This window comes from Bradyrhizobium sp. MI1.7 (genome assembly GCF_055811795.1).
On sequence record NZ_JBVVPO010000080.1, the window covers coordinates 16,917 to 35,191 of the forward strand.

Here is an 18,275-nt window from a genome sequence, read left to right on the forward strand (position 1 = left end):
CCGAGGTCAAGCTACGCGGCCTCGGAGCCACCAAGATAGGCATCGCGGATGCGGGGGTCGTCCTTCAGCGCCCGCGCCGGGCCTGAGAGCACGATCTTGCCGGTCTGGAGCACATAGGCCTCGTGCGCGATCTCGAGCGCGAGGCTGGCGTTCTGCTCGACCATGAAGACCGACACGCCTTCCTGGTTGATGGTGCGGATCAACTCCAGCACGCGGTCGACATAGAGCGGCGACAGGCCCATGGTCGGCTCGTCCATCACGATCATCCGGGGACGGCTCATCAGCGCGCGCGCCATCGCGACCATCTGCTGCTCGCCGCCGGAGAGCGAACCGGCACGCTGCGACAGCCGCTGACCAAGCTTCGGGAACAGCGTCAGCATCTTGTCGAGATCCTGCGCCACCGCATCGCGGTCGTTGCGCACGAAGGCCCCCATCAGGATGTTTTCGCGCACGCTCATGTCCGCGAACAACCGCCGCGCCTCGGGAACAGATGCGATACCACGGCGGACGATCTGCGGCGTGGTGAGCCCGAGCAGCGAGGCACCGTCGAAGGTCACGTCACCCGAGCGCGGTTTCACCAGGCCCAAGATGATCTTCATCGTGGTCGACTTGCCGCTGGCATTGCCGCCGAGCAGGCAGACGATATGGCCGCGGCCGACCGTGATCGACAGGTCGAAATGCACCTGCGCCTGGCCGTAGAAAGTGTTGACGTTCGAGAGCGCCAGCAGCGGCTCGGATGCGCCAGTCGTCATACCACGCTCTCCCGCTCCGGCGTCTCCGACAGGCCATGGCCGAGATAGGCCTCGATCACCTTGGGATCGCCACGCACCACTTCACCCGGCCCTTCCGCAATCTTCTTGCCCTCGTCCATGACGATGACGCGGTCGGAGAGGCGCATCACCATTTCAAGCTTGTGCTCGATCAGGAGGATGGTCAGCCCCTCGGCCTTCAGCTCGGCGACGAGGCCCTGCATCTCCGCGGTCTCGGTCGGGTTCATGCCGGCGGTCGGCTCGTCGAGCAGCAACAGGCGCGGCTTCAGCGCAAGCGCGCGCGCGATCTCGACGCGGCGGCGGTTGGCATAGGACAGGCTGTAGGCCGGCTGGTCGATCCGCGGCAGCAACCGCTCGCCGAAGCGTGCGAGAATAGTCTTCATCTCCTCGCGCAGCCGTTCCTCTTCGTCCCTGACGCTGGCCGGACGCAACAGCGCCAGCCCCAACTCCAGCAGCGGGCCGATCACCGGCACCGCGGGCTTCACCGCGCGCAGCCGCGTGTGCGCGCCGATCAGGACGTTGTCCATGACGCTGAGATTGCCGAAGACACGGCCGAGCTGGAACGTGCGCGCGATGCCTCCGGCCGCGAGCCGTTCGGGCGAGAGACCCGTGATGTCCTGCCCTTCGAAGTGGACATGGCCGGCATCGGGCCGATCGAGCCCGGTCACGAGGTTGAACAGCGTCGTCTTGCCGGCACCGTTCGGGCCGATGATGCTGATGAGCTCACCCCTGGCGAGATCGAGGTCGATGGCATCCACTGCAGTCAGGCCGCCAAAGCGACGCGTCAGCCCGCGCAGGGACAGCATGGGTGTGTGCTGCTCTGCCATCATATCGTTCCCAACAGGCCCTGCGGCCTGAACCGCACGAGCAGCAGCAACACGATGCCGTAGATCAGGATGCGATACTCCGCCGCGATCCGGAACACCTCCGGCAGGCCGACCAGCGCGACCGCTCCGACGATGGCCCCGACGACGTTGCCGAGGCCGCCGAGGATCACGACGGTCAGCGCCAGGATGGATTGCTGCGTGTTGAAGGTCTCGTGGTTGATGTAGGAATAAAGATGCGCGGCGATGCCGCCGCTGACACCGGCCGCGAAGCCGCCGAAGATGAAGGCCAGCGACTTGTAGCGGTTCAGGCTGAGGCCATAGGCGCGCGCGGCGATGTCGTCGTCGCGGATGGCGCGGAAGCTGCGGCCGAGATGCGAGCCGAGCAGCCGCCCCTGCAGCAGCGCCAGCACGACCATCACGACAAAGCTGAACCAGTAGATCGAGGTCGGGCTGACCAGATCGTAGCCAAACAGCGACAGCGGCGGAATGCCGGAGATGCCGATCGGGCCGCGGGTGACGCTCTCCCAGTTCAAAATCACCAGCGACACGATCTCGCCGATGGCCAGCGTCGCGATCGACACATAATGCCCGCGCAGGCGGAACGACGGCGAGATCAATGCCGTGCCGAGCGCGGCACTCATCAGGCCGCCGGCGATGATGGAGAGGCCGACGGGGACGGAGAAATTCAGCGACAGCAGCGCCGAGGTGTAGGCGCCGATCGCGAGCAGCGCGGCATGTCCGAGCGAGACCTGTCCCACCGTGCCCGCAACCAGCGTCAGGCTGAGCGCGAGCATGCCGAGTAGCCAGGCGTTGATCAGGGTCTGGAGCACGTAGAAGGACACCGGGAAGAACGGCAGGATCGCGAACACGCCAACGGCGACCAGCAGCGCCCAACGCGGAATCCGCACCGGGCGGCTCGGCGCGATGAAAGTGCCGGTGAGCGGCTCGGGTGGCGCCTGCCGCGCGCTGGCGAACAGGCCGTTCGGACGCAGCACGAGCACGACGACCAGCAGCAGGAACGCGAATAGATTGCGGTAGCTGGTGCCGAACACGGCGACGCCGTAGCTCTCGACCAGCCCGAGCAACAAGCTGCCGATCACGGCGCCCGGCACGTTGCCGGCACCCCCGACCACTTCCGCAACGACGCCCTTGAGCGTTGCCTGCAGGCTCATCGCGGTGTCGATCTGGTTGTAGTACATGCCGACCAGCAGGCCGGAGACGCCACCGAGCGCCGCCGCAATGCCAAATACGGCCTGATTGACGCGGTTGACGTCGACGCCCATCTGCATCGCGGCATCGCGGTCCTGCGCGGTGGCGCGCACCGCCCAGCCGAGCTTGCTGTAGCGCAGGAACACGAACAGCAGCAGCGCGCTGGTGAGGCCGACGCCGGCGATCAGCAGATCAAGAGGTCCGATCGTGCCGCCACCAACCTGGAAGCGAACGTCGGGCAGCTGGCTCGGCAGCGCGCGCGGGTTGGGCGAGAAGGTCAGCATCACCAGCTGATCGAGCACGAAGCTGATGCCGATGGTCGCGAGCAATGGTGCGATGCGCACGGAGTTCTGGAGCGGACGCAGGCCGAACCGTTCGATGATCAGTCCGACGATCGCGGCCGCCACCGCCACCACGATGATGGTGAGCGGCAGCGGCGTATGCAGCTGCACCACCGCGACCCAGCCGATATAGGCGCCGACGAGATAGATCGAGCCCTGGGCAAAGTTGATCAGCCGGCTGACGCCGAAGATCAGCGCAAGCCCGACCGCAACGAGCGCGTAAACATTGCCGACGATCAGCCCGTTGATCGTGTAGTCGAGCCAGGAAGACACGCTGATATCACCACGTAGAGAGGAAAGCGGCCGGAGCCCCCGCTCCGGCCATCATGTCAGGTCGGCTTGCCGTCCCAGAGCGCGAACTGGCCCTTGCGCACGACGAGCTCGGCGTTCATGGCGCCCTTGACGCGGCGGGTCGCGACGTCGAACGTCGCGGCGCCGAAGATGACGCTCGGCACGTCCTTGACCTTGGTGAAGGCGTCACGGACCGCCTTGCGGTCGGTGCCGCCGATCTTCACCACGGCAGCCGCCATGTTCATCGCATCATAGGCGTAGGCGTTGAAGGCGTCGGGCTCCAGACCGTTGTACTTCTTCTTGAAGCCGGCGATGAACTTCTGCACTTCGGGCCGCGGGTCTTCCGGGAAGTAGCGCGTGCCGACATGGACCTCTTCGACGGCCTCGCCGCCCAGCTCCAGGAATTTCGGCGAGTAGACCGAGCTCGCCGCGCAGATCACCTGCTTGAGCCCGACCTGTCGCGCCTGACGCGCGATCAGCGCGCCGTCGGAGTAGTAGGAGATCAGGATCAAGCCATCTGGGTTGGCGTCGCGGACGCGCACCAGGGTAGAGCGGAAGTCGCGCTCCTCCGCGATATAACCCTCGGTGACCGCGATTTCCGCGCCATATTCCTTTGCAGCATTGACGAAATAGTCGCGGCTGGTGCGGCCCCAATCCGTGTTGAGGTGCAGCACCGCGAGCTTCTTCAGGCCAAGGCGCTTCACGGCATAGGACGCCAGCAGCGGCTGCTCGTCGGCCTGGCTGACCGAGGTGCTCCACATGAAGTCGCCGCCCTTGGTGAAGTCAGGATGCGAGTTGGTGAAGCCGAACTGCACGAGGCCCGCGCGCTGATAGATCGGCGAGGCCGCCATCGAGGCCGGGCTGGAGAAGTCGCCGAGCTCAAGGACGATGCGGGGATCGGAGACGAATTTCTGCGCGATCGCCACCGACTGGCGCGGATCGCTCTGGCTGTCCTCGAAATTGTAGGTGAGCTTGCGGCCGTTGATGCCGCCGGCCGCCTGGATCTCGTCCAGCGCGAGGTCGAAGCCCTGCTTCCACTGCGTGCCATATTGCGCGTTCGGCCCGGTCAGGGGGCCGCTGACGCCGAGCAGGATCGGCTCGGAGGATTGCGCGAAGGCGCCGCGCGAACCGGCCGCTCCCGCCATCATGGCGGCGAGCGAGCCCTTGACCAGGGTACGACGATCGATGTTGCTCATGCACGGCTCCATCCAGTGTTGAAACAAGCAGCAATTCTTGTGCCGGTGAGATCGCCTATTTCGAGGGCTCACCGAGTGACAGCATCAGCCGGTTCGCCCAATTGAAGAACGACGCGCCGTTGATGACGTCGACGATCTCGGCATCGTCGAGGCCGGCGCGGCGCAGCTCTTCGACATTCTCAGGGCCGAACGCGATCGGCGTCGCGGCCAGCGCGACCGAGGCCTTGACCACCGCATTCCAGCGCTCGCCAAGGTCGGCCTTGACGCCTTCGTCGAGCAGACGCTGCACGTCGTCACGGCGCTTGGAATAGGTGCTGGCGAAACGCGCATGCACGGAGGCGCAATAGATGCAGCCGTTGTAGCGCGACGTCGCGGCCGCCGCGAGCTCACGCTCGGCGCGCGGCAGGCCGTCGGCGACGTTGTAGAAGATATCCTTGTCCGTCTTGGTGCGGGCTTCCAGCACCTCGGGATCACGCACGAGAAGGCGGAAGTATTCGGACTTGGCACGGGAGCGATCGACCAGGCCCGCGAAATGCCGCTCGGCCAATTCGGCCTCGGGCAGCGGGTCGATCCACGACACCCAGCCGAGCTCGTCCTGGGTGAAGACGACGGGCGGATTGACGTTGTTTGCAGCGCTCATGATGCAGTCTCCTTACGCGCCAGCCGCCGCGCTTGCGGTGCCCAGCGAGGCGCCGAGCACGCGCAGGCCCGTGACGACGCGCACCTGGAACGACAGGAACGCGACGAGCTGAGAGAAAGTGACGATGCCGGTGTCGGACCAGCCGGCGGCCAACAGCGCCTTCATATCGGCGGACGCGGCATCGCGCGGGCGGAACACCAGCAGATGCGCATGCTCCAGCGCTGCGGCGAGCCTGGCGCCAAGGACGGACTTGCCCTCCGCGCTCGCGCGATAGATCAGGCCGGCCGTGTTCTCGACTGACAGCGGTCCGGCAGGATACGCACCGTACGGGCCTGACGTCTCGCCGCGCCCGATTTCGACCTCGATCGCCTTGGCCAGGCGCGCACCATCGGCGGTCGCCGCGAGCTTCGCCCGGTAGAAGGCGGCCATGGTGGGCTCGCGGTGAAGGCCGATCACGAAGAGCCCGACTGCGGCGCGCTCCACAAGCGAAAAATCGCCGGCGTCGATCGGCTCGAACAGCGAGAGATAGCTCTTCTGCGCGTTCTCGCGCGCCTGCACGCGGCGTGCCCGAATGCCATCCAGAGCCGTGCCCGGTTCGATCCCGGCGAGCGTGTCGATGATATCTTTCGTAGCCATCATTCAGCCTCGTGCAACGCGATCATGTTCGCTCCGATCAGCCCGCCAGAGCCACGTCAGCCGCCGTCCGGGTCCAGCCCAGCGCCGGCGCGACCTTCTCCGCGACAAGCTCGATCGAGCGCAGGATATGAGGATGCGGCGCGTCCACCGAATGCGCCTGGAAAACGAGGTCGGTCACCCGCTCCAGCGTGGCGTCGGCGCGGAGCGAGGCGATGACGTCGTCGGCCGCGCCGACATGCGTGTCGAATGCGGTGATCATCTCCTCCAGCGTCTCGCCAGGCCTGGCGTGACCGCCCTTGAGGAACTGCGGCAGCGCGCGCCGCAGCCCGATGTCGGCAAGGCGCATCGCTTCAGTCCGGTCGTCGGCGACGAAGACGCTGCGTGAGGCCATGATCCGGGGCTCGCATCCCGGCGGCAGCGCTTCGAGATAGGCATCGATGACCGGATTCTGGATCTCGGCGAGCGTGGCCTTCGGCGCCTCCTTGGTCCGGGGCTGGGTGCGCGACAGCAGCAGGCCATCGCCGGCCTTGCCCGCGCGCGCACCACCGGCGACCGAGAACGTCGCCTGCCAGATCCGCTTGTCCAATTGGGGCCGTTGCGGATACAGCGTATCGCCACCAGTGAGCGGCTTGCCGACCAGGGCGGTGCGGACCACGTCAAGATTGCGGGCAAAGATCTCGTTGCGCAGGGCACTGTCGAGGCCGAAGGCGGCAAAGGCCGACGGATTGCCGCCGGTGCCGACGCCGAGCTCGAAGCGGCCGTTGCAGAGCAGATCGAGCACGGCGGCATCTTCCGCCACCCGCACCGCATTCTCCAGCGGCAGCGTGACGATGCCGGTGCCGAGACGGATGCGCGAGGTTTGCGCCGCGACGTAACCGAGGAAGGTGAAGGGCGACGGCAGGCCGCCCTCGCGTTCGTGAAAATGATGCTGCGCGATCCACGCGGAATCGAGGCCCGCTTTCTCTGCGCGCACGATCTGCTCGGCGGCAAAGCGGTAGCGCTCCGCGGGCGGGGCTTCATCGAGGAGGCGCGTGAAGAACCCCAGTCGTTTCAGGTTTGCAAAGCGTTTCATACGACCCCTGTCGGGCGAGGATGGGCCCCGATGATGTCGGTTGCCGCAGCTCCAGACAAGCGGGCATTGCGCAAGGCTGCCCGCCGGATCGCCCCCGCGCTGGACCTTGGCTAGGCAGATTGCCTACCAGCTCGGCAGCACCGCGCCCTTGAACTTGGTCAGGACGAACTCCTTGACCTCGGACGTATGGTAGCTGTCGACGAGGATCTTGACCCAGGGCTTGTCCTTGTCGGCGGCGCGTACCGCGATCAGGTTGACGTAGGGGCCCTTCGGGTCCTCGCGCAGGATCGGATCCTTGACGGGATCAAGGCCCGCCTGGGTTGCATAATTGGTGTTGATCGCGGCGGCATCGACATCGTCGAGCGCGCGCGGCGCCTGCGCCGCATCGACCTCGATGAATTTCAGCTTCTTGGGATTCTCCGTGACGTCGAGCACCGTCGGCTTGAAGCCCGTGCCGTCCTTCAGCTTTATCACGCCCTTGTCGCGCAGCAGCAGCAGCACGCGGCCGCCATTGGTCGGATCGTTCGGGATCGAGACCTTGCCGCCTTCAGGGATATCGGCGAAGGCCTTGTGCTTCTTCGAATAGACGCCGATCGGGAAGTTCACGGTCAGCCCGACGGATTCGATCTTGTAGCCGCGGTCGGCCTTCTGGTTGTCGAGATAAGGCTGGTTCTGGAACGAATTGGCCTGGATCTCACCGGCATCGAGCGCGGCATTCGGCACGACGTAGTCGGAGAACTCGATCAGCTGAATGTCGAGGCCCTGCTTGGCTGCGATCGGCTTCACCGCCTCGAAGATCTGCGCATGCGGGCCCGGCGTCACACCGATCTTGATCGTCTCGGCGGTTGCTGCGGCCGACCAGGCGGCAAGCGCGGTTGCGAGGATCAGGGGGAGGCGAAACGACATCTTGGTCTCCATCACGCGGGCGGCAATCAGTGGAACCGTATTCGCTTCTCCGTGAGGCGAAATCAATGAAATGAAAATCCATAATGACTACCGGTGGCGGACTCTCGTTCTCCATTTGGCGCAAAATAGGAAACGAATTCGCAGGTCATGGGGCGCGTTGCGCAAGCGTGATGGGCATCACGGCAAAGTGTCACCCCGGATGCGAGATAAGTAGCAAGGCTAGCAAGGAGCTCAGCCATGACCGCCCTCGCCGCCCCGAAGTTCGCCAGCCCGAAGCGCCTCGGAGCCTCTATGCCCTGCTCCAGGGCGTGCCGTTCAATTCCGGCGTCGCCCTGACGATGAAGCTGATCAACGCGTCGTCGCTCAAGTTGCTGAGCAACTTGCTGCTGCTGTCGGCGCTACCGGCATCCAGTGATGCCTGTTTACTCGGAGCGCCACGTCCACGGTGACAGCATGATCAGGACGCAGATCGCGGCATAGGCGGCGAGCGAGGCCGTGACCATGGTGGCGAGACCCGCCATGCCCGCGCCAAAGCTCGCCACCGCGATCCAGCCGCCGCCGGCCGCGATCAGGATGCGCGCAAAGGACGAAGCGAGCGGCCCCGTCGCTCGGCCGGTGCCTTGCACCGCGAACGAACTGACAAAACCGAAGCCGAGCGCGGCATAGGCCGGCGCGACGATGCGCAAATAGGTCATGCCCTCGCTGACGACGTCCGCGTCATGGCTGAAGAGGTGCAGCCAGGCTGTCGGGAAGATCGCGACCAGCAAGCCGATCGTGCCGGTCATGATCATGCCGACCACACCGCTGATCCAGCCGATCTTTCGTGCCCGCGCGGTCTGGCCCGCGCCCATGTTGACGCCGACCATGGTCAGCGTCGCCGTGCTGATCCCGAACAGCAGCGGAATCATGATGTAGTCCAGCCGCGAGGCGATGCCGTAGCCGGCGAGCGCGGAGGTGCCGAACAGGCCGACCGCGCCGGTGACGAGAATGACGGTGAGGTTGGTCAGCACCGCGTTGAACGCGGTGGGGATGCCGACCTTCAGCATGTCGCCGAAGATTTTTGCGCGCAACGGCACGATGTGCAGCTTCAGGCCAGTCGCGCCCGTCGACATGTAGCGCAGCAGGAACAGCATCGCCGCGCCGTAATAGAGGCCGAAGGCTATGCCGGCGCCGCCGATGCCGAGCCGCGGGATCGGCCCGAACCCGAAGATCAGTGCCGGCGAGACCGGAATGGTCACGATGGCGCCGACCAGAGTCACCAGGGCCGGCACTTTGACGTTGCCGGCGCCGCGCAGCGCGGCAGCCTGGAGGTTGACGATCCACACCGGGATGGCGCCGGCGAACAGATAGTTGGAATAGGTGGTGGCAGCGCTAAGCGCACCGTCGGTGCCGCCGAGGGCACGATAGAGATGCGGACCACCGAGGACGACGCCGAGCGTGAACACGCCGCCGGCAATGATCGCGAGCACCACGGCATGAAACAGCGCCGCCTCGGCATCGGCGCGGCGGCCGGCTCCAACCGCGCGCGCCACCGAGGACGCAACGCCGGAGCCGAACCCGCCGTTCGACATCATGGTCATCAGCATGAAGATCGGGAACACCAGCGCGGCGCCGGCGAGCGCATCGGTGCCGAGATAGCCGACATAATAGGCCTCCGCGATGTTGACCGCGGTCTGCGCCACGAGGACGGTCACGGTCGGCAGCGCGAGCTTGAGCAGCGTGGGCAAGATCGGCGCGGTCAGGAGCGCGGCGCGTCTTTGCTCAGCCGCGCTTGGTGCGGGCGTAGCCGCCTGGCGAAGCGGCGCCGCGGCGTGGGCCACGAATGGCGCGGCGGACAAGGCCGGCGCGGCGGCATCTTCGACGGACATGGTTCGATCCTGTGGTTCCCTCGGACCGCCCGGTCGGCCGCCCATTGCATTATGATCATAATGTATTAGTATGAACGTAATGCAATAGGACAGACCTCACGATTTTGTGGCATAGGGGGCGGCGGGTTCGCAGGAGGCGGAATTGGCGCGCTATGACAAGGGACACAGGGACACGACGCGGCGGCACATTCTCGATGTCGCATCATCGCAGTTCCGCGAGAGCGGCATCGCCGCGGTGGGCCTCGCCGGCATCATGGCGGAAGCGGGCCTGACCAACGGCGCCTTCTACACGCACTTCGCCTCCAAGGAGGATCTGGTGCGCGCGGTGCTGCTCGACGCGCTGGAGCGGCGCGAGCAGCGGCACAAGGACAATCTCGAAAACGGCGTCGCGCTCGAGACCGTGATCCGCGACTATCTCTCGCCCAGGCATCGCGATCGCGCGGCGACCGGTTGCCCGACCGCGGCCCTCGTCTCCGAGATCGCGCGGCATCCGAAGGCGACGCGCGAGGCCTTCACCGGCAAGATGTCCGACATCCTCGCGCTGATGGCAGCGCAAATGCCTGAGGGCACGCCGGCGGAACGGCGCCGCCGCGCCATCGCGGCCTACGCCACCATGGTCGGCGCGCTGCAATTGTCGCGCGCGGTGAGCGACAGGCAATTGTCGGAGGAGATTCTCGAGAACGCGGTGGATGCCGCGCTGGCGCTTGCGAAGGGGCGCTAGCCCCAGGGCGGCCTGCGTGTTGCTCAGCTCCTCGCGTCGAGCTGGCTGCTGCGACCGGACGAACTTGCTTGCGAGGCATAAGCGGAAGCTGCGGCCGACGCCGGTGAATAGTGCGACAGCGATTCGGCGAGTTCTTCGGCAGCCTCGGTGAGCTCCTTCAGGACGGCGTCGCTGTCCGTGGCATGGCCGCCGGAGGAATGCAGCACCTCGAACGAGATTCCGTTCGGAAGATCGACATGAACCTTGTCGATCCCGACGGCGTCGGGCGTGTCGCCGTTCTGCGCCTGGTCGGCGCTGGACGCCGGATCACCTGATATCTGCTGGCTCGCGAGCTTCTGCACGAAATCCTCGATGGACTTGAGCGCGCTGCTGTCGAAGCCGCCGCCACCGAAATGGACGATGCCGATCGACATACCATTCGGCAGGCTCACCTTGACCTCGTCGTAGGGCGTGCCGCTCTCCAGCAGAGACGAGAACATCGAGGCGCCGTCTTGTGAACCCGCTGATTTCGACTGGCTGGTGGATGAAGGCGACCCCGCCGCGCTTCCACCGATGCTGCTCATGCTGCTGACGCTCATACCCGCACTCCACTGTCATTGCGAACGCACGCTTTGCGTGCAATGCGCATGCCAGATGAGAGCCTCATTGCCATCAAGGGCTTATCGCGAAATCCGGCCGGCATCCCTTTCACGCCGGCAACAATGTCCCGGCAGAAGCTGCCCATCTCCACGTTCGCCATTTCGTCGCAGGGCCTTGCGGCCTCGCCGGCATTGCCGCCTCGTGCATGATGCAACATGATGGGGTGCCGAAGACGATTTTTCTTCGAGGTGGGGGTCATTCGATGAACGAAGACGAGATACGCAAGTCCATCGCGGAGGTGAAGCAAGGCACGCTGTCGCGACGCTCGTTCATCCGGACCATGGCTGCGGCCGGGATCGCCGCGCCGGTCGCGAGCCAGATCCTGCTCTGGAACGACGTCGCGATGGCGGATGCCACGCTGCCATACAAGCCGACCAAGGCCGGCGGCGGCGGCCCGCTCAAGATCCTGCTGTGGCAGGCCCCCACCCTGCTCAATCCGCATTTCGCCATCGGCACCAAGGATCAGATCGCCTCGCGCATCTTCTTCGAGCCGCTGGCCGGTTGGGACAAGGACGGCAACCTCATCCCCTGCCTCGCCGCCGAGATTCCGACCAAGGCGAACGGCAGCCTCGCGGCCGACGGCATGAGCGTTATCTGGAAGCTGAAGCAGGGCGTGAAGTGGCATGACGGCAAGCCCTTCACCGCCGACGACGTCGTCTTCACCTGGACCTATGCGGCGGACCTCGCGACCGCCGCCTACAGCACGGGATCCTACAAGGACATCACCGTCGAGAAGATCGACGACCACACCGTCAAGGTGCTGTTCAAGGCCCCGACCCCGTTTTGGGCCGACCCCTTCGTCGGCTCGGTCGGCCAGATCCTGCCGAAGCACCATTTCGGCGACTATGCCGGCGCGAAATCGCGCGAGGCGCCGGGCAATCTGAAGCCGGTCGGCACCGGCCCGTACAAATTCGTCGAGTTCAAGCCGGGCGACCTGATCCGGGCCGAACGCAACCCCGACTATCACGTCAAGAACCAGCCGCATTTCGACACGCTCGAGGTCAAGGGCGGCGGCGACGCGGTCTCCGCGGCGCGCACCGTGCTCCAGACCGGCGAGTACGACTATGCCTGGAACCTGCTGGTGGAGGAGGAGGTCCTCAAGCGCATGGAGGCCAGCGGCAAAGGCAGGGTCGACATCACGCCGTCCGGCAACGTCGAGTTCATCATCCTCAACACGACGGACCCCTGGACCGAGGTCGACGGCGAGCGCTCCAGCGTCAAGACCAAGCACCCGACGCTGTCCGATCCGGTCGTCCGCCAGGCGTTCAACCTCCTGATCGATCGCGAGGCGATCCAGAAATTCATCTACGGCCGCGGCGGCATCGCCACGGCAAGCTTCGTCAACCAGCCCCAGCAGTTCAAGTCGGGCAAGCTGACCTACGCATTCGACGTCGACAAGGCGAACAAAATCCTCGACGAGGCCGGCTGGAAGCGGGGCGCGGACGGCATCCGCGAGAAGGACGGCAAGAAGCTCAAATACGTCTTCCAGACCTCGATCAACGGCCCGCGCCAGAAGACGCAGGCCATCATCAAGCAGGCCTGCCAGAAGGCCGGTATCGACATCGAGCTGAAGTCGGTGACCGCATCGGTGTTCTTCTCGTCTGATGTCGGCAACCCCGACACCTACTCGAAACTCTATTGCGACATGGAGATGTACAACACGACGCAGCCGCAGCCCGATCCGGAGCGGTTCTTGAACCAGTGCGTCTCCTGGGAGATCGCCAACAAGGAGAACAAGTGGCTCGGCCGCAACATCTCGCGCTGGTCCGATCCCGAGGCCGACAAGGCCTACAAGACCGCGCAGCAGGAGCTCGATCCGGTCAAGCGCGCCGCGCTCCTGATCAAGGTCAACGAGATCTTCTGCGAAGCCAATATTCTGGTGCCGCTGCTCTCCCGCAACATCGTCGGCGCCGGCGTCAATAACCTCATGGCCGACATCTCGGGCTGGGACGTCACGACCTGGAATTTGGGGAGCTGGTATCGGGTCTGACGACCGGCGCGCGAGGACCCGGCTCCCTCAAGGCGCCGGGTCGCATGCCGTATCTGCGCATGATGGCTTTGCTCAGCGCGCCTTCGGACGCATAGCCGACCTCGCCGGCGATCTTCGCGATCGGATCGGAGGTGCCGGCCAGCCGCTTGCGCGCGACCGTCAATCGCAAATCGGACAGGAACGTCATGGGCGCGACCCCCGCGCGCTTTTGAAAAGCGCGCACCAGCGTCGCGCGCGAGGCGATCGCCACCGCCGCCATGTCGTCGAGCGTCCAGTCCCGGGCGAGATCGTTGAGGATCGCCGACACCACACGGGCCGTCACGCGGTCGCGCAACAGCGACACCGTCCCGTTCCCGGAGGCATCGTCCGAAAGATGGTCGCGGAGCATCATCACGAACAACGCCCTCGCGAGGTCGGCCGCGACCACTTCCGATCCAACCCGTCCAGCGTCCAGTTCCTCTCGGATGTCGATCAGCAGGCGCCGAAACCGTTCCAGCAGCGGCTCCTCCGCTGTGCGCAGGATGATCTCGTCGGGAAGCGCGGCGATCAACGGATTATCATCCGACGTTTCGAACAGGAAACGGCCGCACAGCAGTTCGGTATCGACCTCGGCCTCGACCGTCGCGCGCTGGCGGACGCCATTGCGGACCTCGGTCGTAACACGCCTGACAGCGCCGCCCGTCCGGCTTCGAACCGCGTGACTGTCGCCATGCGGCAGGAGAAGGATGTCGCCGGCTTCCAGCCGCTGCGGGCCCAGGCCCGGCCGCTCGACCACGCAAGCGCCGCGCGTGACCATGTGGAACTGCGCCCACCCCTTGCCGTTCGGCGCGTGTAGCGACTCCCAGCTGCCGCCAAATTTGCAGGAATCCTCGAATATTGGACGGATCCTGAACAGCGGCACCATCGCCTTCAACAATTCCGCCGCGTCCGCCTCCGACATCCCTCTCCCCTTGATCCGCCCGGACATGTCTCCGAGCCGCCCGGCCATTCCATGGAACAGCCAAGCGCATCTACCATACAAGAGGGCCGTCCCGCGCATGAGTGGACCAGTACTCATGGCTTTTAACACATCCTAACGAGCAATCCTCACGGTGTTCGGTAATGTCACGGCATGAAGGCGGCAGGGATTTCCAAAAACACGGTCATCACGGGGAGATCATATGACGTCCAAGACGCCAGTTGAGTTGTTGCCACGGCCTGCGAATGTGTCGCGCCGCGGCTTCGTGGGAGGCCTGTCGGCGGGCATCCTTGGCGCGGTGGCGTCCGAGGCGGCGGGCGCCGAGACGCTCGCCGACGTCCCCGATCGCGGGCCCGGCGCTGATCTGAGCGCGCACAGCGAACGCTCCCGGTTTGCAAAACTCGATCGCATCCCCGAGGCCACGCCGGGCAAGCGCAACGTCGATCCCGGCGATGCCATCAATTCCAAGACCCCGCATCAGAAACTGGTAGGCAACATCACGCCGACGGACCTGCATTACGAGCGCAGCCATTCCGGCGTGCCCGATATCGATCCTGCCCAGCACAGGCTGCTGATCCACGGCATGGTCGGCAAGCCGCTGGTGTTCAGCGTCGAGGATCTGAAGCGGATGCCGTCGGTGACGCGCGTCGTGTTCATCGAATGCACCGGCAACGGCTGGGAGAACTGGAAAAAAGCCGATCCTGACGTGACGGTGCAGAACACGCATGGCCTCGTCAGCACCAATGAATGGACCGGCGTTCCGCTCAAATTCCTGATCGACCTCGTCGCCAAGGACAAGGGTTCGAACTGGATGCTGGCGGAGGGCGGCGACGGCGCGGGTGTCGATCGCAGCATTCCCCTCACCGACGAGATCGTGAACGAGGCTTTCGTCGCCTACGGCCAGAACGGCGAGCCGCTGCGGCCCGCGCACGGCTTTCCGATGCGGCTGGTGATGCCGGGCTTCGAAGGCAACCTCAACATCAAATGGCTGCGCCGCCTCAAGTTCGGCAGCGAGCCCTGGATGACGCGCTGGGAGACGGCGCGCTACACCCAGCTGCTGGCCAACGGCAAGGCGCGGCAGTTTCAGCTGCGGATGGAAACCAACTCCGTCATCACGCAACCATCGGGCATGATGCAGATCCAGCCGGGCTATAACCGCATCTCGGGTCTTGCCTGGAGCGGTCATGGCAAGATCGCCAAGGTCGAGATCTCCACTGACGGCGCCAAGACGTGGAAACCCGCGCAATTGAGCGAGCCGGTGCTGTCCAAGGCGCAGGTGCGCTTCCAGATGGATTGGGTCTGGGACGGCAAGCCGACAAAAATCGTGAGCCGCTCGACCGACGACCAGGGCAACGTTCAGCCGGACCGGCAGTCCTTCATCGCCGCGATGGGGACCAACGCGCTGTTTCACTACAACGCCCAGCAGACCTGGAGCATCGACGAAGCCGGGAGGGTCCGCAATGTTCTCGCATGACAAGCTGTTTCTCGCCGGCATCCTCGCCGCCGGCCTGTTCGCCGCGCCCGCGCTGGCGTTCGATTTCGGCCGTCCGGCAACGCCGCAGGAAATCAAGCTATGGGACATCGACGTCGGCCCCGACGGCAAGGGCCTGCCCGACGGCAGCGGCACGGCGGTGCAAGGCAAGCAGATCTTTGCCGACAATTGCGCGGCCTGTCATGGCGACAACGGCCAGGGCGGCATCAAGGATCGTCTCGCCGGCGGACAGGGCACGCTCGCCTCCAACATGCCGGTCAAGACCGTGGGCAGCTTCTGGCCCTATGCGACGACCCTGTTCGACTACATTCATCGCGCGATGCCGTATCCGACGCCGGGCTCGCTCAGCACCGACGAGACCTATGCCGTCACCGCCTACATATTGAGCCTCAACGGCATCGTTCCCGCCGACGGCAAGGTCGACAAGGAGTCCTTGCCGAAAATCAGGATGCCCAATCGCGACGGCTTCATTCCGGAGCCGGAATTCGACCCGGCGCGATTATTCCGCAAGAAGTGAGCCTGACATCATGAGGCTCTTCACACTGATCCGGATCTCCGCGCTGGTCGCGACATGTTTCTGGGAGACGCAGGCAATGGCTACAGACGGACTTATCACCATCAAGAGCAATTTTGGCCCGCAGGACACGATGACGCGGCTCGAGACCGAGGTGAAGGCCAAAGGCCTCACCGTGTTTGCCCATGTCGATCACGCCGCGGGCGCTGCCGCCGTCGGCATGACTCTGCGGCCGACCGATCTCCTCATCTTCGGCAACGCCAAGGGCGGCACGCCGTTGATGCAGCAGGCGCAGACCGTCGGCATCGACCTGCCGCTGAAGGCGCTGGTCTGGCAGGACGAGCAAGGCGCGACCTGGCTGTCCTACAACGATCCGGCCTATCTCGCCGGCCGTCACGGCGTCGGCGAGCCGGCCAAAACCGCCATCGGCGCGATGACCGCCGCACTGCATGCCATCGCGGCCAAGGCCACCGCACCGTAAGCGCGCCGCGACGGCCGCGCGAGGAGAGGTTCATGAACGTGACCAGCGGGCAACCGGCGCCGCCCAAGGCGCAAGACGGCAAGCTCGCCAGATGGCTGGTCATCGCGGCGTTGTGCGCCATGCTCGTCGCCGCGAGTGTTCTCGGCTATCTCGGCTGGACCAGCACGGATACCAGCGTGCCGGCGTCCGGCTATGTCGCGCTGGTGCTCGGCGTGGTGTTCTCGCTGGTTGTCGGCGTCGGCCTGATGGCGCTGGTGTTCTACAGCAGCCGCAAAGGCTATGACGAACCGGTGGTGCTGATCCGGGAGCCGGAGAGCGATTCGGAGGATGGACAGAGCGGCCCGCGCGAAGCCGCAACAAGGGGTTGACGGGGTGACGGGTGTTTTGCCCGACGAGCAATCCGAATAAGATGGCCGCCGGCACGTCGCGGAGTATTGAAAGTACCGCACCGCTTCGCGATTGCGACTGGGCCTGGCAACCGAATAGAGTGGGCCATCCCGTCACGAGAAAGGGAGTCAGGCATGGACGCGCCGAGCTCTGACAAGGACATTCAAAACACACCCGACGAGCCGGCTAACGAACAGGCGAAAACCACGCGCAACCCAACACGTACTCCTTCCATCATCGTCGGTGTCGTTGCGGCTGCCGTCGTCGCGCTTTCCGCCTTCTATCTCTTACGACCCGAACCCTTGCTGGTTCAGGGCGAGGTCGATGCAACGCGGCTCGATATCGCGGCGCGCGTGGACGGACGGGTCGGCAAGATTCCCGTCGAGCGCGGCCAGAACGTCGCTGCGGGCGCGGTGCTGGTCCAGATCGACAATCCGGAAACGCTGGCCAAACACGACCAGATGAAGGCGGCCAAGGCCGTTGCGGACGCCCAGCTTGCCAACGTACTCGTCGGAACGCGGGTGGAAGTGATCGCGGCACGGAAGGCGGAGATGGAGCGCGCCCAGGCGGCGCTGGTGCTGGCACAGAAGACGTTTGACCGCACACACACCTTGACCGAGCAAGGCAACGCGCCGCAAGCCCGCCTCGATCAGGCCACCGATGCGCTGCACGAAAGCGAGCGCGCCGTCGACCAGGCCAAATCGGCCTATGAGCAGGCGGTCAATGGCTACACCAAGGAGGAGCGGGCCATTGCCAATACCAATGTCGAAAAGGCCAGTGCCGATATCCAGAGTGTCCAGTCGATCATCGACCAGCTCGTGGTTTATGCGCCCGTAGCCTCGCAGATCTATCAGCGTAATGTGGAACCCGGCGAATACGTCTCGCCGGGCGTCCCGCTCGTCACCTTGATCAATCTCGCGGACCTCTGGGTGCATTTCGATCTGCGAGAGGATCTCGTCAAAGGCCTCAAGGTCGGCGATCGCTTCGATGTCCGCATTCCCGCCCTCGGCGACCGCTCGGTGACAGTCGAGGTCAAGCTCATCGCGACCAAGGGCGAATATGCAAGCTGGCGGGCCACGCGTGCTTCGGGTGATTTCGACCTGCGGACGTTTTCGATCCGTGCCTATCCGGTGCAACCGGTGCCCGAGCTGCGACCGGGAATGAGCGCCTATCTGGATTGGCGGTCACGGCCATGAGGCCGGCGCCCAAGCCCGGATTTCTGCTGGTCGCGCGGCGCGAGTGCCGCTGGCTGTTTCACGATCGCGTGGCGCTGCTCCTGATCTTCGGCGTGCCGCTGTTCGCGTTCGTGGTTCTCACCACGGTCTTTAGCCATCCGG

The 18,275-nt window shown here is 65.2% G+C and carries 18 protein-coding genes; 7 read left to right on the forward strand and 11 right to left on the reverse strand.

What is annotated here, in order from left to right; all coding sequences use genetic code 11:
• Positions 1–11: 11 nt before the first annotated feature.
• The 9 genes from AC0L3X_RS40405 to AC0L3X_RS40445 form a co-directional block, all read right to left on the reverse strand.
• Complete coding sequence (locus tag AC0L3X_RS40405) at positions 12–752, reverse strand: ABC transporter ATP-binding protein (RefSeq protein ID WP_063981254.1); 741 nt, start codon at positions 750–752, stop codon at positions 12–14.
• Positions 749–1,597 (reverse strand): ABC transporter ATP-binding protein, encoded by an 849-nt coding sequence (locus tag AC0L3X_RS40410; protein WP_063981253.1) that lies wholly within the window; start codon positions 1,595–1,597, stop codon positions 749–751. Before AC0L3X_RS40410 ends, AC0L3X_RS40405 begins: the two co-directional genes overlap by 4 nt.
• On the reverse strand, positions 1,597–3,420 hold the full coding sequence (locus AC0L3X_RS40415; RefSeq protein WP_063981252.1) for an ABC transporter permease: 1,824 nt from the start codon (positions 3,418–3,420) through the stop codon (positions 1,597–1,599). The genes AC0L3X_RS40410 and AC0L3X_RS40415 overlap by 1 nt, the downstream gene beginning before the upstream one ends.
• Before the next feature lie 56 nt (positions 3,421–3,476).
• Positions 3,477–4,634, reverse strand: a complete 1,158-nt coding sequence (locus AC0L3X_RS40420; protein ID WP_063981251.1) for an ABC transporter substrate-binding protein — start codon at positions 4,632–4,634, stop codon at positions 3,477–3,479.
• Positions 4,635–4,689: 55 nt separating this feature from the next.
• Positions 4,690–5,274, reverse strand: a complete 585-nt coding sequence (locus AC0L3X_RS40425) for an alkylhydroperoxidase domain protein (RefSeq protein WP_063981250.1) — start codon at positions 5,272–5,274, stop codon at positions 4,690–4,692.
• Between the two features lie 12 nt (positions 5,275–5,286).
• Positions 5,287–5,910 carry a CMD domain protein gene (locus AC0L3X_RS40430; protein ID WP_063986108.1) on the reverse strand — a complete coding sequence of 208 codons (624 nt, stop codon included), beginning with the start codon at positions 5,908–5,910 and terminating at the stop codon, positions 5,287–5,289.
• A gap of 37 nt (positions 5,911–5,947) precedes the next feature.
• Positions 5,948–6,982 carry a putative FMN-dependent luciferase-like monooxygenase gene (locus tag AC0L3X_RS40435; protein WP_063981249.1) on the reverse strand — a complete coding sequence of 345 codons (1,035 nt, stop codon included), beginning with the start codon at positions 6,980–6,982 and terminating at the stop codon, positions 5,948–5,950.
• Between the two features lie 123 nt (positions 6,983–7,105).
• Positions 7,106–7,900 carry a MetQ/NlpA family ABC transporter substrate-binding protein gene (locus AC0L3X_RS40440; RefSeq protein WP_473317369.1) on the reverse strand — a complete coding sequence of 265 codons (795 nt, stop codon included), beginning with the start codon at positions 7,898–7,900 and terminating at the stop codon, positions 7,106–7,108.
• A 410-nt stretch (positions 7,901–8,310) separates the two neighbouring features.
• A complete protein-coding gene (locus AC0L3X_RS40445; protein ID WP_354132600.1) occupies positions 8,311–9,756 on the reverse strand; it encodes an MATE family efflux transporter in 1,446 nt (481 codons plus the stop codon).
• Between the two features lie 142 nt (positions 9,757–9,898).
• Here AC0L3X_RS40445 and AC0L3X_RS40450 point away from each other — a divergent pair, with 142 nt between their 5' ends.
• A complete protein-coding gene (locus AC0L3X_RS40450; protein WP_063981247.1) occupies positions 9,899–10,477 on the forward strand; it encodes a TetR family transcriptional regulator in 579 nt (192 codons plus the stop codon).
• A 23-nt stretch (positions 10,478–10,500) separates the two neighbouring features.
• Here the strand turns inward: AC0L3X_RS40450 and AC0L3X_RS40455 are convergent, their stop codons facing one another.
• Positions 10,501–11,055 (reverse strand): hypothetical protein, encoded by a 555-nt coding sequence (locus AC0L3X_RS40455; RefSeq protein WP_187387932.1) that lies wholly within the window; start codon positions 11,053–11,055, stop codon positions 10,501–10,503.
• A 263-nt stretch (positions 11,056–11,318) separates the two neighbouring features.
• Here AC0L3X_RS40455 and AC0L3X_RS40460 point away from each other — a divergent pair, with 263 nt between their 5' ends.
• Positions 11,319–13,106, forward strand: coding sequence for a peptide ABC transporter substrate-binding protein (locus AC0L3X_RS40460; protein WP_063981245.1), 1,788 nt, complete (start codon positions 11,319–11,321; stop codon positions 13,104–13,106).
• Here AC0L3X_RS40460 and AC0L3X_RS40465 read toward each other — a convergent pair.
• Positions 13,069–14,046, reverse strand: coding sequence for an AraC family transcriptional regulator (locus AC0L3X_RS40465; protein WP_187387931.1), 978 nt, complete (start codon positions 14,044–14,046; stop codon positions 13,069–13,071). The two genes, AC0L3X_RS40460 and AC0L3X_RS40465, sit on opposite strands and share 38 nt — an antisense overlap.
• Positions 14,047–14,266: 220 nt before the next feature.
• Here AC0L3X_RS40465 and soxC point away from each other — a divergent pair, with 220 nt between their 5' ends.
• The 5 genes from soxC to AC0L3X_RS40490 all read left to right on the forward strand — a co-directional run bounded on the left by soxC (position 14,267) and on the right by AC0L3X_RS40490 (position 18,134).
• Positions 14,267–15,538 carry a sulfite dehydrogenase gene (soxC, locus tag AC0L3X_RS40470; RefSeq protein WP_063981243.1) on the forward strand — a complete coding sequence of 424 codons (1,272 nt, stop codon included), beginning with the start codon at positions 14,267–14,269 and terminating at the stop codon, positions 15,536–15,538.
• Complete coding sequence (locus AC0L3X_RS40475; protein ID WP_063981242.1) at positions 15,525–16,073, forward strand: c-type cytochrome; 549 nt, start codon at positions 15,525–15,527, stop codon at positions 16,071–16,073. Before soxC ends, AC0L3X_RS40475 begins: the two co-directional genes overlap by 14 nt.
• 10 nt (positions 16,074–16,083) lie before the next feature.
• Positions 16,084–16,551, forward strand: coding sequence for a DUF302 domain-containing protein (locus tag AC0L3X_RS40480; protein ID WP_063981241.1), 468 nt, complete (start codon positions 16,084–16,086; stop codon positions 16,549–16,551).
• Positions 16,552–16,583: 32 nt separating this feature from the next.
• Entirely contained in the window at positions 16,584–16,919 is a 336-nt protein-coding gene (locus AC0L3X_RS40485; protein WP_063981240.1) for a hypothetical protein, read from the forward strand.
• A gap of 153 nt (positions 16,920–17,072) precedes the next feature.
• Positions 17,073–18,134, forward strand: coding sequence for an HlyD family secretion protein (locus AC0L3X_RS40490; protein WP_283017535.1), 1,062 nt, complete (start codon positions 17,073–17,075; stop codon positions 18,132–18,134).
• The last annotated feature ends 141 nt before the right edge of the window (positions 18,135–18,275 follow it).